Annotated in this window: 22 protein-coding genes; 17 read left to right on the forward strand and 5 right to left on the reverse strand. The window is 37.2% G+C overall.

The features are described 5' to 3' along the window. The 4 genes from BHU72_RS11505 to BHU72_RS11520 form a co-directional block, all read left to right on the forward strand. The coding region (locus BHU72_RS11505) for a transposase domain-containing protein (RefSeq protein WP_141709280.1) at nucleotides 1-200 on the forward strand (200 nt) is incomplete at its 5' end. Between the two features lie 163 nt (nucleotides 201-363). Next, nucleotides 364-3,357 carry a PD-(D/E)XK nuclease family protein gene (locus BHU72_RS11510; protein WP_069702779.1) on the forward strand — a complete coding sequence of 998 codons (2,994 nt, stop codon included), beginning with the start codon at nucleotides 364-366 and terminating at the stop codon, nucleotides 3,355-3,357. Next, on the forward strand, nucleotides 3,350-6,532 hold the full coding sequence (locus tag BHU72_RS11515; RefSeq protein ID WP_069702780.1) for a UvrD-helicase domain-containing protein: 3,183 nt from the start codon (nucleotides 3,350-3,352) through the stop codon (nucleotides 6,530-6,532). The genes BHU72_RS11510 and BHU72_RS11515 overlap by 8 nt, the downstream gene beginning before the upstream one ends. A 148-nt stretch (nucleotides 6,533-6,680) precedes the next feature. Next, complete coding sequence (locus tag BHU72_RS11520) at nucleotides 6,681-7,676, forward strand: hypothetical protein (RefSeq protein ID WP_069702781.1); 996 nt, start codon at nucleotides 6,681-6,683, stop codon at nucleotides 7,674-7,676. A gap of 1 nt (nucleotide 7,677) precedes the next feature. On the opposite strand, the gene BHU72_RS15910 is transcribed toward BHU72_RS11520, so the two are convergent. Next, on the reverse strand, nucleotides 7,678-7,974 hold the full coding sequence (locus BHU72_RS15910; protein ID WP_069702782.1) for a hypothetical protein: 297 nt from the start codon (nucleotides 7,972-7,974) through the stop codon (nucleotides 7,678-7,680). A gap of 220 nt (nucleotides 7,975-8,194) precedes the next feature. Here BHU72_RS15910 and BHU72_RS11530 point away from each other — a divergent pair, with 220 nt between their 5' ends. Both BHU72_RS11530 and BHU72_RS16565 read left to right on the forward strand, forming a co-directional pair. Then, on the forward strand, nucleotides 8,195-8,695 hold the full coding sequence (locus tag BHU72_RS11530) for a hypothetical protein (protein ID WP_069702783.1): 501 nt from the start codon (nucleotides 8,195-8,197) through the stop codon (nucleotides 8,693-8,695). A 38-nt stretch (nucleotides 8,696-8,733) separates the two neighbouring features. Then, nucleotides 8,734-8,862 (forward strand): hypothetical protein, encoded by a 129-nt coding sequence (locus BHU72_RS16565; protein WP_367114482.1) that lies wholly within the window; start codon nucleotides 8,734-8,736, stop codon nucleotides 8,860-8,862. On the opposite strand, the gene BHU72_RS11535 is transcribed toward BHU72_RS16565, so the two are convergent. After that, nucleotides 8,852-9,340, reverse strand: coding sequence for a hypothetical protein (locus BHU72_RS11535; RefSeq protein ID WP_069702784.1), 489 nt, complete (start codon nucleotides 9,338-9,340; stop codon nucleotides 8,852-8,854). The two genes, BHU72_RS16565 and BHU72_RS11535, sit on opposite strands and share 11 nt — an antisense overlap. 413 nt (nucleotides 9,341-9,753) lie before the next feature. Between BHU72_RS11535 and BHU72_RS11540 the strand changes: the two genes are divergently transcribed. The 5 genes from BHU72_RS11540 (at nucleotide 9,754) to BHU72_RS11560 (ending at nucleotide 13,177) form a co-directional block, all read left to right on the forward strand. After that, nucleotides 9,754-10,035: a hypothetical protein gene (locus BHU72_RS11540; protein WP_218076136.1), complete on the forward strand. Its 282-nt coding sequence runs from the start codon at nucleotides 9,754-9,756 to the stop codon at nucleotides 10,033-10,035. Continuing rightward, nucleotides 10,019-10,270, forward strand: a complete 252-nt coding sequence (locus BHU72_RS11545; RefSeq protein ID WP_069702786.1) for a type II toxin-antitoxin system RelE family toxin — start codon at nucleotides 10,019-10,021, stop codon at nucleotides 10,268-10,270. The genes BHU72_RS11540 and BHU72_RS11545 overlap by 17 nt, the downstream gene beginning before the upstream one ends. A 276-nt stretch (nucleotides 10,271-10,546) precedes the next feature. After that, entirely contained in the window at nucleotides 10,547-11,473 is a 927-nt protein-coding gene (locus BHU72_RS11550; RefSeq protein WP_069702787.1) for a ketopantoate reductase family protein, read from the forward strand. Then, nucleotides 11,430-12,740: a metallophosphoesterase gene (locus BHU72_RS11555; protein WP_083248435.1), complete on the forward strand. Its 1,311-nt coding sequence runs from the start codon at nucleotides 11,430-11,432 to the stop codon at nucleotides 12,738-12,740. Before BHU72_RS11550 ends, BHU72_RS11555 begins: the two co-directional genes overlap by 44 nt. Before the next feature lie 8 nt (nucleotides 12,741-12,748). Then, nucleotides 12,749-13,177, forward strand: coding sequence for a hypothetical protein (locus BHU72_RS11560; RefSeq protein ID WP_069702789.1), 429 nt, complete (start codon nucleotides 12,749-12,751; stop codon nucleotides 13,175-13,177). Between the two features lie 84 nt (nucleotides 13,178-13,261). On the opposite strand, the gene tpx is transcribed toward BHU72_RS11560, so the two are convergent. Then, nucleotides 13,262-13,762 carry a thiol peroxidase gene (tpx, locus tag BHU72_RS11565; RefSeq protein WP_069702790.1) on the reverse strand — a complete coding sequence of 167 codons (501 nt, stop codon included), beginning with the start codon at nucleotides 13,760-13,762 and terminating at the stop codon, nucleotides 13,262-13,264. Between the two features lie 155 nt (nucleotides 13,763-13,917). Here tpx and BHU72_RS11570 point away from each other — a divergent pair, with 155 nt between their 5' ends. After that, the gene (locus BHU72_RS11570; RefSeq protein WP_069702791.1) at nucleotides 13,918-14,637 is read left to right on the forward strand and encodes a class I SAM-dependent methyltransferase; all 720 of its coding nucleotides are present in this window, start codon (nucleotides 13,918-13,920) and stop codon (nucleotides 14,635-14,637) included. A gap of 54 nt (nucleotides 14,638-14,691) precedes the next feature. Next, on the forward strand, nucleotides 14,692-15,051 hold the full coding sequence (locus BHU72_RS11575) for an arsenate reductase family protein (RefSeq protein WP_083248436.1): 360 nt from the start codon (nucleotides 14,692-14,694) through the stop codon (nucleotides 15,049-15,051). Here BHU72_RS11575 and BHU72_RS11580 read toward each other — a convergent pair. After that, nucleotides 15,040-16,404: an MATE family efflux transporter gene (locus BHU72_RS11580; RefSeq protein WP_069702792.1), complete on the reverse strand. Its 1,365-nt coding sequence runs from the start codon at nucleotides 16,402-16,404 to the stop codon at nucleotides 15,040-15,042. The two genes, BHU72_RS11575 and BHU72_RS11580, sit on opposite strands and share 12 nt — an antisense overlap. Nucleotides 16,405-16,502: 98 nt before the next feature. Between BHU72_RS11580 and BHU72_RS11585 the strand changes: the two genes are divergently transcribed. Further along, complete coding sequence (locus BHU72_RS11585; RefSeq protein WP_069702793.1) at nucleotides 16,503-16,940, forward strand: hypothetical protein; 438 nt, start codon at nucleotides 16,503-16,505, stop codon at nucleotides 16,938-16,940. On the opposite strand, the gene BHU72_RS11590 is transcribed toward BHU72_RS11585, so the two are convergent. Next, entirely contained in the window at nucleotides 16,934-17,644 is a 711-nt protein-coding gene (locus BHU72_RS11590) for a lytic transglycosylase domain-containing protein (RefSeq protein WP_069702794.1), read from the reverse strand. The two genes, BHU72_RS11585 and BHU72_RS11590, sit on opposite strands and share 7 nt — an antisense overlap. A 169-nt stretch (nucleotides 17,645-17,813) precedes the next feature. On the opposite strand from BHU72_RS11590, the gene BHU72_RS11595 reads away from it, so the two are divergent. The 3 genes from BHU72_RS11595 to BHU72_RS11605 all read left to right on the forward strand — a co-directional run bounded on the left by BHU72_RS11595 (nucleotide 17,814) and on the right by BHU72_RS11605 (nucleotide 20,286). Further along, the gene (locus BHU72_RS11595) at nucleotides 17,814-19,043 is read left to right on the forward strand and encodes a molybdopterin molybdotransferase MoeA (RefSeq protein ID WP_069702795.1); all 1,230 of its coding nucleotides are present in this window, start codon (nucleotides 17,814-17,816) and stop codon (nucleotides 19,041-19,043) included. Between the two features lie 141 nt (nucleotides 19,044-19,184). Further along, entirely contained in the window at nucleotides 19,185-19,820 is a 636-nt protein-coding gene (locus tag BHU72_RS11600) for an RsfA family transcriptional regulator (RefSeq protein WP_069702796.1), read from the forward strand. 154 nt (nucleotides 19,821-19,974) lie between these two features. Continuing rightward, on the forward strand, nucleotides 19,975-20,286 hold the full coding sequence (locus tag BHU72_RS11605; protein WP_069702797.1) for a hypothetical protein: 312 nt from the start codon (nucleotides 19,975-19,977) through the stop codon (nucleotides 20,284-20,286). Nucleotides 20,287-20,293 lie beyond the last annotated feature (7 nt).

A 20,293-nucleotide genomic window follows, 5' to 3' on the forward strand; every position in this document is an offset into this window, starting at 1 on the left:
CAGCTACTCCTAAAGGGGCCTCCGCTAGTGCCGCTATATACAGCATCATCGAGACAGCAAAAGCAAATGGACTGAACATATACAGCTACCTAAACTATCTTCTCTTATACATGCCGGATACTGATTACCGGAATAGGCCAGAAGATTTAGAAGATTTAATGCCTTGGTCTCCGCGTATACTAGCTGAATGCAAGAACTAGTGCCACATGGTATTAGTTCTTTTTTGGCACCCTGTTATTGAGCGGTTACAAATAAACACGTATTTGATAACGGGTATGTATTTGATTACCGTTTTATGTGCTACAGATATGATAATTATGGATTTTATGATAATATATAGTAAAAATACAAAGGAGGGCATTGATGAAAGGGTATGTAGAGTATTTACATCAAATCTGTGATAATCACCCTATTAAAGAGAAGATTTTACTTGTCGAAACGTATGGCATAGGAACACAAATTATTGCTGGATATGTGGATGCAGGGTATGACGCATGTCATATAAAAGTAAGGACGGTATTCGATCTTGCTACGGATTTAGTAGAGACATATTCTCCAACGGCAAAAGAGATATTAGAGCAACCGATTGCGATCCAGCTCCTTTTTACTATGCTTAAAGAGATGAAACGAACAAATTCTTTACAATATTTTACCGATATCGAGATTACTCCAGCCTTTACCCACTCCGTCCATCAGATGCTACAAAGTTTGCGTATGGCTGCCTATACGAGAGATAATTTTAATAGCGACTGCTTCATATCCTCGAAGAAAGCCTATGATTTCTATAGTATTCTATTACAGTATGAACAACTCTTGATTGAACGAAATGTTGTAGATACAGCTGATATTTTAATAGAAGCACTGACTTACGCTAAACCTCATGGAGCTATTTATATAATCCAACCAAACCTAATGTTATCGTATCTAGAAGAACAATTGATAGAAAGAATTATGGGAGACAATTCATATGTTCTACCCCTAGCACCTGTGTATGGAATTCCGAATCCTATACAAAGTAAGTACCAAAACTCTTCCGATGGCGTACCCACCTCACTTAGTTACCTTTACGATTTAAAGAACAGTCAAAGTTGTCCAGACCCTACATTGTTCACGGCCCAAACAACGGAGTTAGAAGTGAAAAACACCTTTCAGTTGATGAAGGAAAAGCATTGGAAATGGGATGAGTGTGTCCTTTTCTACACCAATCAAGATCCATATTGTAACCACATTTATCAGCTTGCTGAAAAGGCAGACCTACCTGTTACGTTTGGAGATGGAATACCGATTCTATACAGTCGACCAGGTAAGCTGATACAAGGTTGTATCCGTTGGATTAAGTCGAACTATAGTGTGGCGGCCTTTATAGAGATGCTAAATGATGGGGTGTTGGCTTTCGGAGACAGTGCACCTTCAAAGGCAAGGATGGCACGGTTGTTAGTGACGGCCAGGATTGGATATGGACATAGCCGATACCTTACACAGCTCGATCGTGAGTTGAGTCGAGTTGAAGAACAGGTGCAAGAGGCGGATGAGCAAGGTTTTATTGACCACTATGAGAAAAAACTTGAGCATCTACTGTGGTTACACCAATGGTTTGAAGCTGTCTTTCATAAACTTCCATCGGAAAGCAATCAAATTAATTTCAAAAAGCTTTTGACGGGGATTTCCTACTTGCTGAAAAACTTCGGCAGAACAGGTTCGGCGCTAGATGAAGTGGCAAAGACGAAAGTCCTCGATACCATAAAACTGATTCTACCGTATACAGATGAAACGGTATCTATGTATGAAGCCTTTGATTGTATTCATGATTGTTTATTGACGATTCAAGTGCAACAATCATCCCCTAAACCTGGGCATCTTCATGTGATGTCCTATCAGCAAGGAATATACAATGTTCGTAACAATGTATTTGTTGTAGGTTTAGATAATCGGAAGTTCCCGGGACACTCGAGCCAAGACCCGCTCCTATTAGATGAGGAACGGGCACGTTTGGGACATGGGTTACGGCCACTACAGGAACAGGGGAACGTTAGGTTATATTCGATGTTGCAATTATTAGCAGAATCGAGCGGGTCAGTAACGCTTAGTTACTGTAATTTTGACATGGGTGGAAACCGACCTTTATACCCTTGTCACTTATTTCTTCAGGCCTATCGTATGAAAGAGAATGATGATAATCTCACATTTGAACAGGTTAAGAAACAACTGGATACCATTAAGCCTGCCCATTTTATAGAAAAGAAGGACTTCTGGTTCGAACAATTACTACAAGCCCAACCTAGTAATGTAAATGAGTTTCTTCAGAGAGTATGGAATAACATCCAGGAAGGTCTAGTGGCACAACAACAACAACGAAATGAGTTCCATTTGACCCCGTTCGATGGTGTAGTTGAGATAGACCCAGAGGAGGCGGCTGAAGTTGGTGTAGCCCGTTACTTATCAGCGGGAACATTAGAAACATTGGCGAAATGTCCCTATGGTTACTTCCTGCAAGAAATATTGAAGGTTACACCGAAAGAGGAGATTGTTTACGATGCGACTAAGTGGTTAGACCCTGCTTCAAGGGGACAGTTACTACATAGTATTTTTGAGACCTTTTATAAAGAGTTAAAGCAAAACAAGGAAAAGCCTTCATGTATTCAACACGAAGAGATGATGGTAAACATTGCAAATGCAATCATAGAAGAATATAGGGAGGAAATTCCACCACCGAGCGATCGAGTATTTCGTATGGAAGTAGAAGATATCCACCATTGCTGTAAGATTTTCTTGCGGGAAGAGGAAGAATACTGTGAGAATTATGAGCCAGAGCATTTTGAGTACTCTTTCGGTAGAAAGGGCGACGAGCCGGCAGTCATAACTCTTCCATCGGGTAAGCAAATTAAGGTGGCGGGAGTTGTAGACCGTGTAGATCGACGTAGTGATGGAAGATATCACATTATCGATTATAAGACGGGAAGTACATATAATTACAGTGACCAAAAGTTTTTCCGTGGTGGCAGGCAGCTCCAGCATTTCATATACGCTCTGGCCATTGAACACCATTTGAATCTCGACCCTGGATCAGTGGTTGAAAGCTCCTATTATTTCCCGAGCGTAAAAGGATTAGGGAAGCGATATGTCAGAGAACAAAATGATGCAGTGCGCACGAATGGTATGGATATTCTAGAAAGGTTATTAAAGTTGATTCAATCGGGACACTTCGTTATGTCAGACGATGATAACGACTGTAAGTACTGCTTGTATATTACAGTGTGTAGAAGGGAGTTCTACCATCCTGATACAATCAAGGGTAAGCACTCGGACCTTACTGCAACGGGTTTACAAAGATTCAAGGGGGTGAGGGACCATGGGTAAGACTATCGTAGATAAGGCAGCGCGGGAACGTATTGAAAAGGAAGTAAATACGAATTTTTTAGTGGAAGCGGGTGCAGGGTCAGGAAAGACTACAAGTCTCGTGCAACGAATGGTGTATTTGATTCAATCGGGGACAAGTACGATCGATGAAATCGTGGCCATTACATACACTCGAAAAGCTGCCGATGATTTAAAAATCCGTTTCCAAGAGACATTGGAAAAAGCTTGGGCAAAAGCGACCAATGGACAGGAACGACTACTGCTAGGAAATGCACTACAGAACATGGAAAGATGTTTCATAGGGACGGTCCACTCCTTCTGTGCACGAATACTCAGGGAAAGGCCCATTGAAGCAGGGTTAGATTTGAATTTTAAAGAGTTAGAGGAAGAGGATGATCAGGAAGTCCTTAATGAGGCGTGGCTTACATTTATCCATCATGTGCAGATAGAGAAACTGGAACTTTTACAGGAAATTCGTGAAATCGGCATCTCAGATACAGGTTTGTTCGAATGCCTACAAACAATTAAGGATTATCCTGAGATTCGGTGGGTAACGAAGGTAGTTCCTAAGCCTGCGCTAGAGGGTGCATTTAAGGCATTGATGCAGGTAGTTCAGGAGGCAAAGCGCTTTATTCCTGATACTGAGCCAGATAAAGGTTATGATTCATTACAAAAATCAATTATCTCAGCTGTCATAAAGTTCCGTCATATGAAACAGGGCAACGATGCAGAGATAGTAGACATTTTTACAATTTTCGATAAAGAATTAAAGCCGACCTATGTTCGCTGGAATCCTGCAAGTAAGGAAGACGTGAACTATTACTATGAAACAATTTCTAGCCTTATGGAAGGGACAGTTCGTCCGCTCTTGCAATGTTGGAAGGAGTATTGTCATCCGAAACTGATATCCTTTCTTTTTGAAGCATTGAAAGAATACAATCGGATCAAGAAGGAACGATCTCTGCTAAATTTTCAAGACTTGTTGATGTACACGACAAAGGTATTGAGAGAAAATGCCGAGGTAAGAGAATATTTTCAAAATAAATATAAAAGGCTATTAGTCGATGAATTCCAAGATACAGATCCAATTCAAGCGGAGTTTATGTTTTATTTGACGAGCGAAAATATAAACGAAAAGATATGGACAAAGTGCAAGCCAAAGCCTGGATCGCTTTTTGTAGTCGGAGATCCGAAGCAAGCAATTTACCGTTTTCGTCGCGCCGATATTGATACATACAATCGAGTCAAAGATCTCATTAAAAGTCACGGCGGCGATGTTTTGCAGCTTACCATGAATTTTCGGACCATTGACACCGTAACGACCAAGTTGAACGAAGTATTTGAAAGGCTGCTTCCCGAGCAGGAGAGTGCTTATCAGGCAGCGTATAGGCCATTGCATTCGTACCACGAGGATGTAGGACAACTGCTCTCGGGCATCTATCAGATTAATGTATCGTCAGCGTGTACTAAAAAAGAAGATATACTACACGAAGATGCAGTTAATATTGCATGGTGTATAGCAAATTATATAAAGCAGGGCTATCAAGCTAAAGATTTCTTGGTACTCACACGTTACAATGAAGGCATTACCACCTATGCACAAAGGATAGAAGAGTATCGAATCCCTGTCAGTATTAGTGGAGATATTACGATAGGTGAAATGAAGGAGTTTAAGGATTTGTCTATACTGTTGCGCGTTTTCGCTAATCCTCTTGATGAAGTGGGGATTTTGGCAGCGTTACGGGGAATCTTCTTTGGCATCAGTGACAATGAATTGTATCAGTGGAAACGGGCTGGTGGGGCATTCTCGCTATATGCTGAGCATCCAGAGTTACTAGATGAAAAACCCGAAGAAAAAGTTAAATTTGCTTTAACAAAGTTATGTAGTTATCAGAAATGGGTAAATCGAATGTTACCTTCTTCTGCTATGGAGAAAATCATCGAAGATGTCGGGTTTTATCCGTTGCTCGTAAATAACCAATTAGGGAAGCGTGCATATAAGGGACTTATGCAAATTCTTGAGGCCCTAAGAGCACATGAGGGAGCGAATACAACCTATAAGCAAGGATACGAGTTATTAGATAAACTGATTTGCGAAAAAACCGTAGTCGCCAACATAGAAGGGGAAGAAAATGCAGTCCGAATTATGAATGTCCACAAGGCCAAGGGGTTAGAGGCACCGATTGTCTTTCTAGCGCATCCGGCCAAAATGGTCAGTCCAGAAATGGGCCTTAATCGGCATATACGACGACAAGGAGATGAATCTGAAGGGTACATTGCCTTTTTTATAAGGGAACAATTTAAAAATAAGGAACTTGCTATACCGCCAGATTGGGAGCAAGTAAAACAAGAGGAGCTTCGATACCTTACGCAAGAAGAGATTCGGATTGTATATGTAGCAGCCACACGGGCTGAAAAGGCTCTTATTATAAGCTCTTGTGCCAAGGATAACAAAAACCCGTGGGCATCATTGTTGCAAGTATCGGAAGACAATGCAATTACAGTTCCAGACGACATAGAAATGGAATGCCAACAAGGGCAAGTAGTACTAATCTATGAAGAATACGAGCGAAACGTAAATGCGATTAATCACTGGTTAGAAATTGGCAAAATGAAGACTTACGACTCATGGACTCCTACAGAAAATAAAGAAATATTTGATCCGGCAATTGTACTAAGAGAAGCCGGTGGCGGTAAGGATTGGGGAATCATCATCCATCAAGTTTTGGAGAAAGTTGTTAAAGGGATAGATTGTACCCACTACATTAAAAACATAGTAAGAAAATACAATCTCCCAGCAGAGCGTGAAGCCGAGATCTGGAACTATGTCCAGACGTTTAAGGAAACTGATGTGTGGCAGGAACTTCAATCGGCGGAGGAAATCCATACGGAAGTACCATTTGCAATCAAAGTTACACCAGGGCATCCAATGTATGAACAGATACAGAAGTCAGACACTGCGGGGTATCCTATCACAATAAAAGGCGTCATTGATTTAGTATATAAGTATAATGGGATTTGGAACATTGTCGACTACAAGACAGACCGTCTTGTGAATAAGGAAGACTATCAACTGTTAACTGACTACTACCAACAGCAGCTAGACATTTATAAGCAGGCATGGAGCCAGTTATCAGGGAAAGAGCAGATTCAGAAAAGGCTTTTATTTATATGAATTTATTAGCAATAATTGCTGCTAACATTACTAGATTAAAAACGGAGCAATTGTCGCTATATCCAGACTACTTAATAATTATTATATATTTATGAATCATCAATAAAGTATTACCACAAAAAGGTCGAAAGATGGGAGTGTTGAAATTATGACATTAATGGGATTAGAGTTACCTAGTAACATAGAATTTACACAAGAAGATGATAAACATATTAGAATGCATATTGAAAAGCCAATGGAAAATATGCAGAATGATAGTGCTGCTTTCGAAGCATGGGCTTTGTGTTTAAAGGCAAAAATGAATTGCAACATTATTCTAAGTTACCAAGAATATAATTGCTGGGATAAATCTTTCTACAAACTATGTTGTAAACAAACACATTACATGAGATTTTTGTATAGGTTATGGAAGTTTAGTGAACTGATGAGTGAATGGTTTAAAATAGATGTTAAATGCATAGCAGATGTAGAACAATTTAAAAGGATGTTTTTAGAATTAAAAGCAAATAGACAATATATTAATAATACTCCAATAAATGAAAGTGAAACTAGTAAATCTAATGAACATAGAGATGAACATTTTGTTGAAAAAGCTTTTATAACTGCAGTTGGCAAAGAGAAACTGAATCAACTATTGGCTGAAGAAAAAGAGAGTAAATTAAAAATTATTAATAACCAACTGCCAAACGGACTATTTAAAGGAAAGTTGGTAGGGGATATAAAAGAACTTAACAGGATATTCCCTACAGGGTTTATTGATTTATGGGGCATTAGTGAAAAAGATGATCTATGCATATTTGAACTAAAGATTGACAGTAATAATCATGTAGGTATAATTTCACAATTGTTTTTCTATGCAAATTATTGCAAAGATGTTTTCTATGATAAAGTATATAACGACAGAATACAGAGCTATAAGAGAGGATATAAAGAACTACATAATACTGTGAAAAGTGGCATTGTAAGCATTAAAGCGTATTTTCTAGCACCGGGATATCATAAAGAAATTAATGTGAATAGAAACAGAATAGAAGAGATTCTTAATCAAAAGAAAGATATTACCAAAATAGAGTACAAATTTCTTGATTATGACTACGAATCGATAAAGGAAATAGTAGATACTAGTGTAAAAATTAAATTGTAAATTATTTCATTTTATGAATCTGCTTTAGCTCTTCCAAAACCAGCATGAATTTTTCGTGACTTTGATGAGTTAACAAGCAATTAAAACCGATATACAGCAAATCTCTCTCAAATGTACTGAGACGACTGTTATGAACATTAAGGTTAATAACCATATTAATCATAATATCTTTAACAGATTCTATGCTATATGCTGCATGAATAACAGCGAGTTTAAGTGCAACCGGCCAATAGGGCTCTATTAGTTCATCAATTATTAATAGACCGTAATCGTTAATGTGTAATGATAAGTCAATCATGATTTTCTAAGGATTTTTGTACATGATGCACCTCCTATTTATTTACAATTATATAGAATGGAAGTTACCAAAGAGACAACTGTTTGTCGCAATTCTGTAAGTAGAAAGAATGCAAAAGTGCATTTTATCAAGCGACAAACAGTTGTCTTTTTACTATTATATTTTCGTTTAATATAGGTAAATAAGCTAGAGATATGTAAATGGAAGGAGGATAAATAGAGTGTTATCAAAAACAGCCCGTCAACTTATTATTTATCACGTATTTCGATTTACAAAGAGTGTGAGCATACGAGATATTAGGCTCTATATCTCTATTAAAAATAAGACTGCCTATAGAGATATTAAGGACTTAAATAATGCGGGCCTTTTACAGACTATATTCTCTAAGAAAGATCAGTGTTATGTCCATCACAAATCTACCTATGATGATAGTGAGCAGTTTTATGATCCCAAATATACTGAAAATCAAGCATATAATCGTCATTTAGATAAACTGCGACGATTAGGAAGAATAATGAATAGATTACACTACAATACACTAAGTTATAGTGACTGTCTAAACTGGTACCAAAAGGCATTCCCAGGTGTGAGTACAAGAACGATGCAAAGAGATTTCAAAGAATTGACATCTATTGGTTACACCATCATATATGACCGCTTTGAAAAATGTTACTATATTAATTTTCCGCGATTTGAGGATGATATTAGGCAATGGAAATAGTAGATCTCCATACTAGTGGCCACGCTAGCATGGAGACTATGGTAAAGATTTCAACAATATGCAAGCCTCAAAATGTTATACCAATTCATACGGAAAGAGCGTACTTATTCTCTAATATATTTGATAATGTTAGAATAGTAAAAGATGGAGAGGAAGTTAGTAAATAAGCTTCTTGAATTTTTCTTGATCTATTATATATTGTTCTGAGTTTATATAAGTCCACATTTCGAGAACATTGAACAAATCTATGAAGAAATGTTTGTACAAAAGCCAGTAAGGATCACAATAGTGGGACAAACCCAAACGTCCTTGATTTTGGTCCAGCTCATACAACATAACACCCACATCATCAATTAAGATACGATTGGGCTCATTATCTATTTCGATATAATATTCAATAAAGCCTATGATAATACGAAATGGGGTTTGTCTAGTTCTCCAATCTGTAAGGTCAACATCCAGTTTATCGATTTCATCTTTAGACAATGTTTTAATATGACGAATTAAGCTATGTGAAGCAGTTTTAATAGGTTCTTGAGAGAATAATAAGAATCCATTTTGAATATCCAGTTGATCCCATCTTACAATTTCTATGGTTTCAGTTTTAAAATATCTTGAATAATCTTCTAGTTTAAAATCATTCATTAAAAAACCCCCTAATTTTTTTTGCAAGCTATCCAGTTTTCATTGTTCAGTATTTATGAATACTCAATCTAATTATATAAAGCCGAACTAATAGGAAGAGACACCTGTATGTCGGCAAGCATCGCAATGATTTTTTTGGATTGAAAAAATGATTTCTTATAAGATTGAAATCAAAAACTGACGATTGGCAGTTTCTTTGAATAGAAGTTGCTTAAGATTTGCAAAACCGGTTATAATAAACGCCGCGTCTTTGGCAAGATTCATTACATGAATGATGCAAATACATTTTGTGAGGGAATAGGTAGATAGGGGCACTGACAGCCAAGATGGCTGCTAGAATTGTTGTGTGGTATCTGGAGCAGAATGTAGATGCGCAGATTGTATTTATATGGTAAAATAAGTTTAGTTTATTAATGAAAGGAGAATTGATCGATATGACTCTAGCTAAGAAAATCGAGAATATTCTTAAAGATGAATTAAAGCCAGAGGATGTAAAAACGATTGTTGATATGGCTGAGTTTCTGAAATATAAGAGTTCACTGGCAAAGTGGGATAAAATAAATGAATCGGAGCCGGAGTATATAACTGAAGATGAAAAAAATGAAATTGACAAGAAAAAGGCATCTGGTGACTACGTATCACAAAAGCAATTACTAAAAGAACTTGGAATATCTGAAGATGAAATACACCGTTAAATATCAAAAGGATTGTATTAAATATCTGAAGAAGTTAGACAAACTCATGCAGATTAGAATTATTAAGGCCATAAATCAACTACCTGATGGCGATGTAAAACTATTAAAGAATTGTAAGGATGATTATAGGTTAAGAGTAGGTATCCAGAGGATTATATTTAACAAAGATGATGATAAAAAGGAAATCTATATTATAAAGATTTCCCCTCGCGGAGAAGTATATAAGCGATTATAGTAACACTTAAATGAAATGGATTTAAACAGTGCCAAATTACGAATATAGACTTTGTAATTTGGCGTTTTCTTTTTCTATATAGGTTTGATAATTGTCTTGAAATTCGGGTATAATTATGAGCTACTACAATGCAGGGAAAACACATAGGGCAAGGAAATGTGATATGCCTTGCTAACGATATCATGCCAATCGATTCAAACAATGATATGGTGCCAGTATGGTTAATATAGAGCAAGAAGCGATTTTTGATAATTGAGGTTGTAAAGGAGTGTCCTTATGGAAATAAAAACAGTATCCCTTATAGGTCTAGGTGCCTTAGGCGTGTTGTTTGGCGATCACTTATCGAGGAACATGCCCGAGGGAAAGCTTAAAGTTATTGCTGATCAAGGGCGCATTGATAAATATGAAAAGAACGGCGTATTCATCAACGGTCGTCAGTGTAACTTCCAATATATACTGCCAGAAACTCACTGTGAGCCAGCAGATCTTGTGATATTTGCTGTAAAATATAATAATCTAGAAGAAGCGATTGAGGCAGTCAGACATCATGTAGGAGAGTATACCAACATAATCTCTTTGTTAAATGGCATTACCAGTGAATCGATTATCGGTCAAAGTTATGGAATGGACAAAATGGTCTATTGCGTAGCCCAGGGAATGGTTGCTGTAAAGGTTGAGAATAAGCTCACTTGTGAAAATATGGGTTTGTTGTGCATTGGTGATCGGGAACCAGGGCAGATCTCCGAAAAGGTTAAACGTGTAGCGGATTTCTTCGCGAGAACGGGACTCCCACACGAGGTGGAAACGGATATGTACCGTCGCCTATGGGGCAAACTAATGCTTAATGTCGGTGTGAATCAAACCATAGCTGTATATGAGACGAAATTCGCTGGTGTTCAAGCGGAAGGTGAAGCGCGGGATATGATGATTGCAGCGATGAAAGAAGTGATTGCTGTATCTGAGAAAGAGGGCGTTCATTTAACAGAACAGGACCTCAAGTACTGGTTAGACGTTCTAAGTACATTAGACCCTACAGGTAAACCATCTATGCGTCAAGATGTGGAAGCAAAGCGCTACAGTGAAGTGGAATTATTCTCAGGTACTATTATTCATTTAGGCAAAAAATATGGTGTTCCAACACCAGTGAATCAAAAGTTCTATGACTGGATTCGCAAGACAGAGGATACATACCAAAGAATTTAAAGAAATGAGTGATACAATGTTTTTTGTTGTAGTTACAATTGTATTAGGATTCAATTTAGGCTGGTATTTACTCAGCGATTGGTGGTTGCGTAAGGAATTACATAGTTATCCTAAGGCGAGACGGTATAGTCGAATAGCCCTAGTTATATGGATGTTCATTGTGTTCGTGCCTATTGTGAGTCAATTGGTTGGGCTAGGAAACCCGTTGGAGTACGGTCCTTGGATATGGACTTCTGTGCTATATCTATGGATGGGCGCAATTCTATTTTGGATGCTAGGATTAGCTATTATTGGGATTCCGACTTGGGGATTCTTAAGATATTACGACCGTAAGAATCGCAAGCAGGTTACCCATTCAGAGCAAATGCAAGCAACGGAAGTATTGGAATCAACAGCGCAAGACAATATCCTTAGCAGAAGACAAGTACTTAAATTGGGCTTAGTTGCAGCACCGCCATTGCTTGTTGGTAGCACTGCAATCGCAACTGTATTTGCAAAGGACCGTTTAAATGTCCGATACATCGACTTACCAGTGAGAAATCTACCTCATGATCTTGAAGGTTATACAATCACTCATCTTTCTGATACTCACGTTGGGATTGTAACGGGAAGAGAGCGGATTGAGAACATTGTAAATACAGCGAATCAGTTAAAAAGTAATATGACGGTTGTTACTGGTGACATTCTAGATAACAACTTTGAATATATGCCTGATTTAGTGGATACCATAGGGCAATTGAAAGCAGATCATGGTGTCCATTTATGTATTGGTAACCATGATAAAATACACAATGCAAATGAGTGGATTACTACTGTTAGAAATGCAGGAATGGATTTGCTTTTGGACGAATCGATTGTCATTGATACTGGTGGCACTCCAATTAAGCTATTAGGAATCGATTATTCACGCCAAGAGGCCGATGATTATCGGAACATTCGTAAGGCGGATGAACATGTTAACACACCAGAAAACGGTTTGAAAATATTACTTGCACATCATCCCCATGCATTTGATCCAGCATCAGAAGCGGACATTCCAATTACGTTAGCGGGACATACCCATGGCGGGCAGATTGCAATTCGAATTGGCGAAGAATATGAACTATTCAATGCAGGAAATTATTTGTTCCGATATGTGGATGGTATTTATCGCAAGGAGCAAGGGAATAGCCTTTATGTTCATCGCGGGTCTGGAGACTGGTTCCCACTAAGAGCAGGGGTTCCGACTGAGGTAGTGCAAATACGTCTAGTGAGAGAAGAAACTTAGGTGAAGATATGAGTACATTTAATCAAGTGAATATCAAAGAATACAACAAACAGGTTAGAAAAATAGCTGTGTGGGGGGCATTAAAATCTTTTGCGCTGTCTTTAGCCCTAGATATTATAGGAAGTAAAATGATACCAGCAACGTTAGCTTCGAGCTTTCTCATTCAGGCTGCTTTCTCTTACATTATTGACGTTAGAATCATTAAGCAGAGTGGCTTAGATGTCTATAAGGTAAAGTATGATATGTTTGGTGATCATATAAATGCGGCGAAAAGCGCAGCAACTAGTGAATTGATACGAGTTTTTATATCACAGCAGAAGTTTAAGTTATTCTCCAATGTGATTCCGGTTTTAGGGGCATTCTACACGGCACTCGTTGTTTATCGAAGTATTCGAAGAATTGGTTATATGAGTTTGAAAGACGTTACAAACGAATAACATCATAATAAAAATTGCCCCTAATAATATGACTAGGGGCAATTTTTATAATACAATATACGCAAATCTAATTTATATAAGAATTTATTTTGCTGCTTTGACTGCTTCAATTGCTGCATCATAGTTCGGATGATCTGTTACTTCTGGTACAATTTCTATGTATGTAATAGTATCGCTAGAATCTACAACAAACACAGCGCGCGCTAATAGACGAAGCTCTTCAATGGTGACTCCATAGGCATTACCAAATGACAAGTCGCGATGATCGGAGACTGTTTGTACATTTTCAATACCAGCAGCGCCACACCAACGTGCTTGGGCAAAAGGTAAGTCTACACTGACTGTGTACACCTTCGTACCGTCTAATTTACTTGCTGCTTCATTAAACTTTCGAGTCTGCATATCACAAACGCCTGTGTCGATTGAAGGCACTACGCTAATTAAGCGAACTTGACCTTTAGAATCTGCTAAAGTCACAGGAGATAAGTCATTCGCTAAAACTGTGAAATCTGGGGCTTTCTCTCCTACTTTTACTTGAGTTCCTACTAGAGTTAATGGATTTCCTTGAAAAGTTACATTCGCCATACATTGCATCCTCCTAGTAAAATATGTAAAACTACAATTCAATCATATATGTATTGTGCTATAATTTCAACTAATTCACTCATAAGAATTTAAATTTTTGATATCTTAAACAACATAGGATACACTTTGTTAGAAACAAGATTGGAGGGTTATATATGTCAAATTTCTATACCGAAATTTCGAAGTATTATGATGAAATATTCCCTACAGGTAGTGCACAAATCTCCTTGATTCAGGAACTGGCAGGAGAGGCTCCGAAAGATATTCTTGACGTGGCTTGTGGTACAGGGGGGTATTCTTTAGGTTTAAAGGAAGCCGGATATAATATTACAGCGATTGATTTAGATGAAGGAATGATTGAAGGGTTAAAGCAGAAGGATCCAGCGATTGATGTGCATGTGCTCAATATGTTAGACATTGAGCAATTGAATAAGAAATTCGATGTGATTTTCTGTATCGGTAATTCACTGGTGCATTTAGATAACAATGAAGAGATTGGAAAGTTTTTTGCTATATGTAAAAAGTGTCTGAAGCCTCAAGGGAAAATCTTACTGCAAATCGTGAACTATGATCGTGTTTTAATAAAAAATATTGAAAGCCTCCCTTTAATTAAGAATGACAAAGTTCCGTTAACGTTTGAACGTTACTATGAATATTTAGAGCACACTCATAAGATTAACTTCAAAAGTATTCTTAAGGTGGATGGACAAGAGCTTGAGAATCAAGTATATTTACACCCGATTCAATACTGCGATATTTATGAGCTATTAGATAATCTAGGGTATACTGATATTGAGTTTTATGGTAGTTTTAAAAAAGATCGTTTTGATTCCTTAGAATCGTTACCTTTAATCGTAACTGCTAAGGTGGAATAAATAAACGAATTAAGTACAAAAATTTATAGTATCTGAGATTTAGGAGGCAATTGAATGGAATGGTTATTATACGAGTACCCAAGGTGAACTACTGTAAGGAAGGCCAAGGCTTGGCTTGATGCGCACCAAATCCCTTGTAAGACAAGACACATTATTAACGAAAATCCGAATGCTGAAGAAGTAAGGGAATTACATAAGAACAGTGGACTTGATATTAAAAAGTTTATGAATACAAGTGGTATTAAATATAAAGAGCTTGGTTTAAAGGATAAGATTCCTACCATGAGTTTGGATGAAATCTATGAATTAATTGGACAAGACGGTATGCTTGTAAAAAGACCGATTATTACAAATGGTGAAAAGGTGTTAGTTGGATTTAAGGAAGAAGAGTGGGAAGGGCTATTACTCCGGTAATAACCCTTTTTCTATTTTTCTTTGGATAAAGCGTAGACGGGTAAGGAAACCAGCAGCTGCAAAGCTTAGACCTATGGTAATACCAACCCAAAAGCCGAACGGTCCTAAAGGAGTATAAGCTGCTAATAAGTATGCTGTGGGGATGCCAATAATCCAGTAGGCTACAAATGCGATGTAAAAAGGAATCGTAACATCCTTATATCCTCTTAAAGTACCCTGTAAGCTAGCTTGTGCTGCATCAGATAACTGAAAGATAACCGCAATCATGAAGAATTGTCCGGCTAACACAATAACCTCGGGATCGTTTGTATACAATGAAGCGATAGGCTCTCGAAATAATATCAAGATTGCAGCGTTAAATATAGCAATTCCTAATGCTCCGATCACTCCAATTAGGCTATACTGTTTAGCGCTATGTAATTTTTTTCCTCCAATGGAATATCCAACTACGATTGTTAAGGCCATGGAAATGCTTAAAGGAATCATAAATATTAATGAAACAAAACTAAGGGCTATTTGATTGGCAGCAATTGTTGCTGTAGAATACATCATCCCGATGAGTAACGTAACAACAGAAAAAATCGTAGCTTCAAAAAATATCGATAGCCCAATCGGAAACCCAATTGCAAGCTGTTCTTTCCATGCCTTCCAGGAAGGCTTGTCCCATGTTGCAAAAATTCGGTAATGTCGTACTTTGGGCAATCCGACAGCAACCAAAATACTAAATAGTAAAATCACCCAGTAAGTTACGCCAGTAGCATATCCTGCACCAATACCACCTAAAGCGGGCATACCGAAATGGCCAAAGATTAACGCATAATTAAATAGAATATTAAATGGCACTGCTAAAACGGTAATTAACATAGTAATGCGAGTGAAACCTTGTCCATCAAAGAAATTCCGTAATACATTCGATACAAACAAGGGGATTATTCCAATAGATAGCCCAATTAAATAATGAAATGCTATTCGTTGCACTTCTGTTTCTAAATCCATAAATATCAATATTGGATCAAGGGCAACTACTCCAATAAGTATTACAACAATACCTAAGACCATGGATAAATAGATAGCTTGATTTACAGCAGGAGAAATTTTATTCACTTCTCCACTGCCAGTTAATTGCGCTACAATCGGTGTGACTGCTAACAAGATCCCGATTGTAAAAGTAAAGACAGGCATCCATAAGCTAGATCCAATCGCTACTCCTGCTAGGTCTTGGGTACTAACGCGTCCTGACATAATGGTATCAATAAAATTCATCGCTAATAGACTTAATTGAGTAACCATAATGGGCCACATGACGGAAATATACAAAACGATTTTCTGTCTCCAGGTTTCAGCATGATACATAAAGTCGCCTCCAAAAAATTAGCAACCCAAATAGGGTTGCTAACCAAAGAACTAAGATAATATAATAAACACATAAACAGTCGAAAGCAGGTAAAAAATTGCAATTTCTATATTATCTTTTTTTATTTATAGGGTCAATCATTTTATTATTATCAACATTTGCGTTCGTATTCCCATTTGGTCCGGAGACAATTGAAGGGTTACACACATTAGCGAAATGGATTCTGTACGGATTTATTATTGAGTTTATTATCGGTTTGATTCGTTCTAATCACAAACTATATTATTGTAAGAAAGAATGGATTTCTTTATTAGCGATTGCCGTTTCCATTTCTATTGATTCGCTCACTGGTTTTCTTGGTTTGGTGAAACTTGCAAAATTGGCTAAGCTGATTAAGGCTATGAAAGGGCTTAAGGGTATGAAAGCCTTTAAATCTTTGAAAGCTGTGAAATTTATTAAGACAATTAAGCTCGGTAAGAAAACCAAGAGGAAGCTCGTTAAACAAACAGATGCTGAGAATACCAATAACTATTGAAGCTGTGCGTATGTAGTCATAACTTTATTGATATAATGATTCGTCTCTTTAAAAGGCGGTACACCACCATGTTTATCTACATTGCCTGGCCCAGCGTTATAGGCGGCTAAGGCTAGTACTAAATCACCGTTATAGCGTTTAAGCATATAGCTTAAGTATTTGGTTCCACCTTCAATGTTTTGTCGTGGATCGAAGGAATCTGTAACTCCTAACCCTTGGGCTGTTTTTGGCATTAATTGCATAAGTCCTTGGGCACCAGCCTTTGATACAGCTTTAGAATCAAAATTCGATTCGTGTTTAATAATAGCGCGAATTAAGTCACTATCTACGTCATATTTTAACGCAGCGGCATTGATTAGATGATCATAGTTCTGTTCTAAATCTACTACTATTAAAGTAGGGTTTTGTTCTGTAGTTTGTTCAATAGCTTGTTCTGCTACTTCTTCCATTGATTGCTCGACTTGTTGCTCGAAAAATGGATGCGTAGTTTCTGCTTGAACGACTGTAGTCGTCATTGTTAGGCTTGCTGACTTAACATATATACTAGTACTTAATGGGCTTAACGCCATTACGTTTTCTTCCATTGCAGGTTCTTTCACGAGAGTTGCCTGGTAAAAACCTAAGATTACAATAGTCATAAATATTGAAAGAAATAATGTAATTGTAATACTATACTTTAATAATTGATGTTCTATTTTATACACTAGATTCCCACCTTTTTGAATTCTAATAACTAGTATCAACGGATTTGTCCATTTTTAGACAAAATAGATGAACTAAGTTATGATTAAGCTAAAAACTTTATAGTTGAGTATATGTCCAAATAAGGACAAACATTCTTGATTTAGGATTAACGAGAGTAGGAGGAAGGTCATGTTTTACGTAAAAACTGTAAGCGTAGTTATGGAAGAATGTTTTGCTAAATTTACGCGGAAACAAGAAAATGTTACGGTTGCTTTAGAAGATTCTCTTGGATTTATATTGGGAGAAGATATTATAGTAAGTGAAAATATACCTGGATTTGATCGATCTACGGTGGATGGATTTGCTGTCTATGCTGAAGATACGTTCGGTAGTTCAGAATCGATGCCTAGCTTTCTAAAGGTTACTGGGGAAATTCTAATGGGGCGAGAAGCAGACAATCCCTTACATATGGGACAAACGCAGAAAATTCCTACAGGTGGAATGTTACCAGCTGGTAGTAATGCTGTAGTGATGCAAGAATATACAGAATTACTAGATGATATGGTGAGTATCTATAAAAGCGTTTCGCCAGGCGAAAATGTAATAAAGGTAGGAGAAGATTTAAAGGACGGACAGACTATTTTTAAAAAGGGAATCAGGATTCGTCCGCAAGACATTGGACTATTAGCTGCTATGGGTATTGTTTCTGTGAATATTATTAAGCCATTAAAGATTGCTGTTATATCTACTGGTGATGAAATTGTAGGGCCTGAGGTGCAACATCTCGCTTTTGGCCAAGTGCGGGATACGAATGGTTATGCCGTAACGGCTTTATTAAAACAGTATAATTTTCAAGGGTATTACGCAGGAATTATTAAGGACGATTATGATACTTTGTATACTACTGTCCATAAGTTATATGAACAATATGATGTAGTTATATTATCTGGTGGGAGTTCTGTTGGGACGAAGGATGTCACGAGTAAGATCATTGAGACACTGCCGAATGCAGAAATTCTTGTGCACGGGATTGCCATAAAACCAGGTAAACCAACCATTATTGCGAAATCCAATGGGAAGCTAATCATTGGTTTGCCCGGTCATCCGGTATCAGCACTGGTGATTATGCAACATATTATTCTACCAATTTTACATCACATGCAGGGAACGGAAAGTAAGACTTTCCTACCAGCTGTTCAAGCAATCATAAATCAAAATATTGATTCACAAACGGGAAGAACGGATATCATTCGTGTGCGTCTTACAATGGGAGAAGACCAGCATCTAATTGCTGAACCTGAGCGCGGTAAAGCAGGAGTATTTAGTAGTTTGGTTAAGGCAGATGGGTATTTCATAATACCAGAATCTGTTGAGGGAATAGAGAAGGGAAGCATGATTGACGTACTTCTATATGATTAAAACACTACTTTTTCGAGTAGTGTTTTTTTCTGTTTAAAAATACTCAGTTTTGGTCATGCTATATAGTAGGTTACTGATATTCTACTAATTGTATTATTTCATATAATTAATGAACAACGTTGAAATACGGAGGGATAAAAATTGACAGTTAATAGACAGGATGCATGGACAGAAGAAGATGATTTACTATTAGCAGAAGTTATATTACGACACATTCGCGAAGGTAGCACACAATTAAAGGCTTTTGAAGAAGTCGGAGATAAACTGTCACGTACCGGCGCTGCTTGTGGTTTCCGCTGGAATAGTGTAGTCAGGAAGAAGTATGAAGCAGGTATAGAGATTGCCAAAGCTCAAAGACAAGCAATGAAGAAAAACAATAGAAGAAAAGAAGATAGAAACATAGAGTATCACCAATCGATAAAAATAGAAAAGGAAAACTATCAATCGAACCCTGTGAATTTCACCCATGGTGGAACTTTACAGTTTGAAGATGTAATAAAGTATTTGAAGAATGTGAAGTATGAACACCAAGAACTAAAAAAGCGCAATGTGTACTTAGAGAAAAGATTGACAGAGTTAGAAGAAGAAAACAAATCCTTACATAAGGAGCTTTCTTCACTACGCAAGGAAAGAAATCAATATGACTCCGTTACGGAAGACTATAAAGCTCTAGTTCAAATTATGGATCGAGCTAGAAAGCTAGCAGTTCTGGAAGATTATGTGGAAGAAAAGCCAAAGTTTAAAATGGATTTAAATGGAAATCTAGAACGGGTTTAGTGAGTCTATATAAAATAGCTGTTCAACACATAGTTGCTATGTGTTGAACAGCTATTTTTAGGAGATACTAATCTATAGATAGTAAACAATAGGAACTATATAAGTAAAAACAAAACTAGAAGTAAAATTAATCTTATAAAGGAGTAATGAAACTATGTATGCTATTCTTTTTGACCTTACACCTGACGGACATTCTATTGATATGTCGCTAGCAAAAGATTCTTTGCAAGTAGTAATTGATTCCATTATGACAGATCTCAAGGGACAAAATATAAAGGATTATGGTGATAAGTTCGTCATTTGTGATTCTATAGAAGACACAAAGCAAGCCGAAGAAGTATTGAAAGAATATGAGATGAAATATAAAATTTATATTGTGGATCAAAGGATACCGACTCATTATAACGATTCTATTCTTTTGGGGAATCAGTCCAATTATTTAATCATACAAAATTACGTAGAGTAAAAGAATG

This window comes from Desulfuribacillus stibiiarsenatis (assembly GCF_001742305.1).
GTDB classification, from domain to species: domain Bacteria; phylum Bacillota; class Bacilli; order Desulfuribacillales; family Desulfuribacillaceae; genus Desulfuribacillus_A; species Desulfuribacillus_A stibiiarsenatis.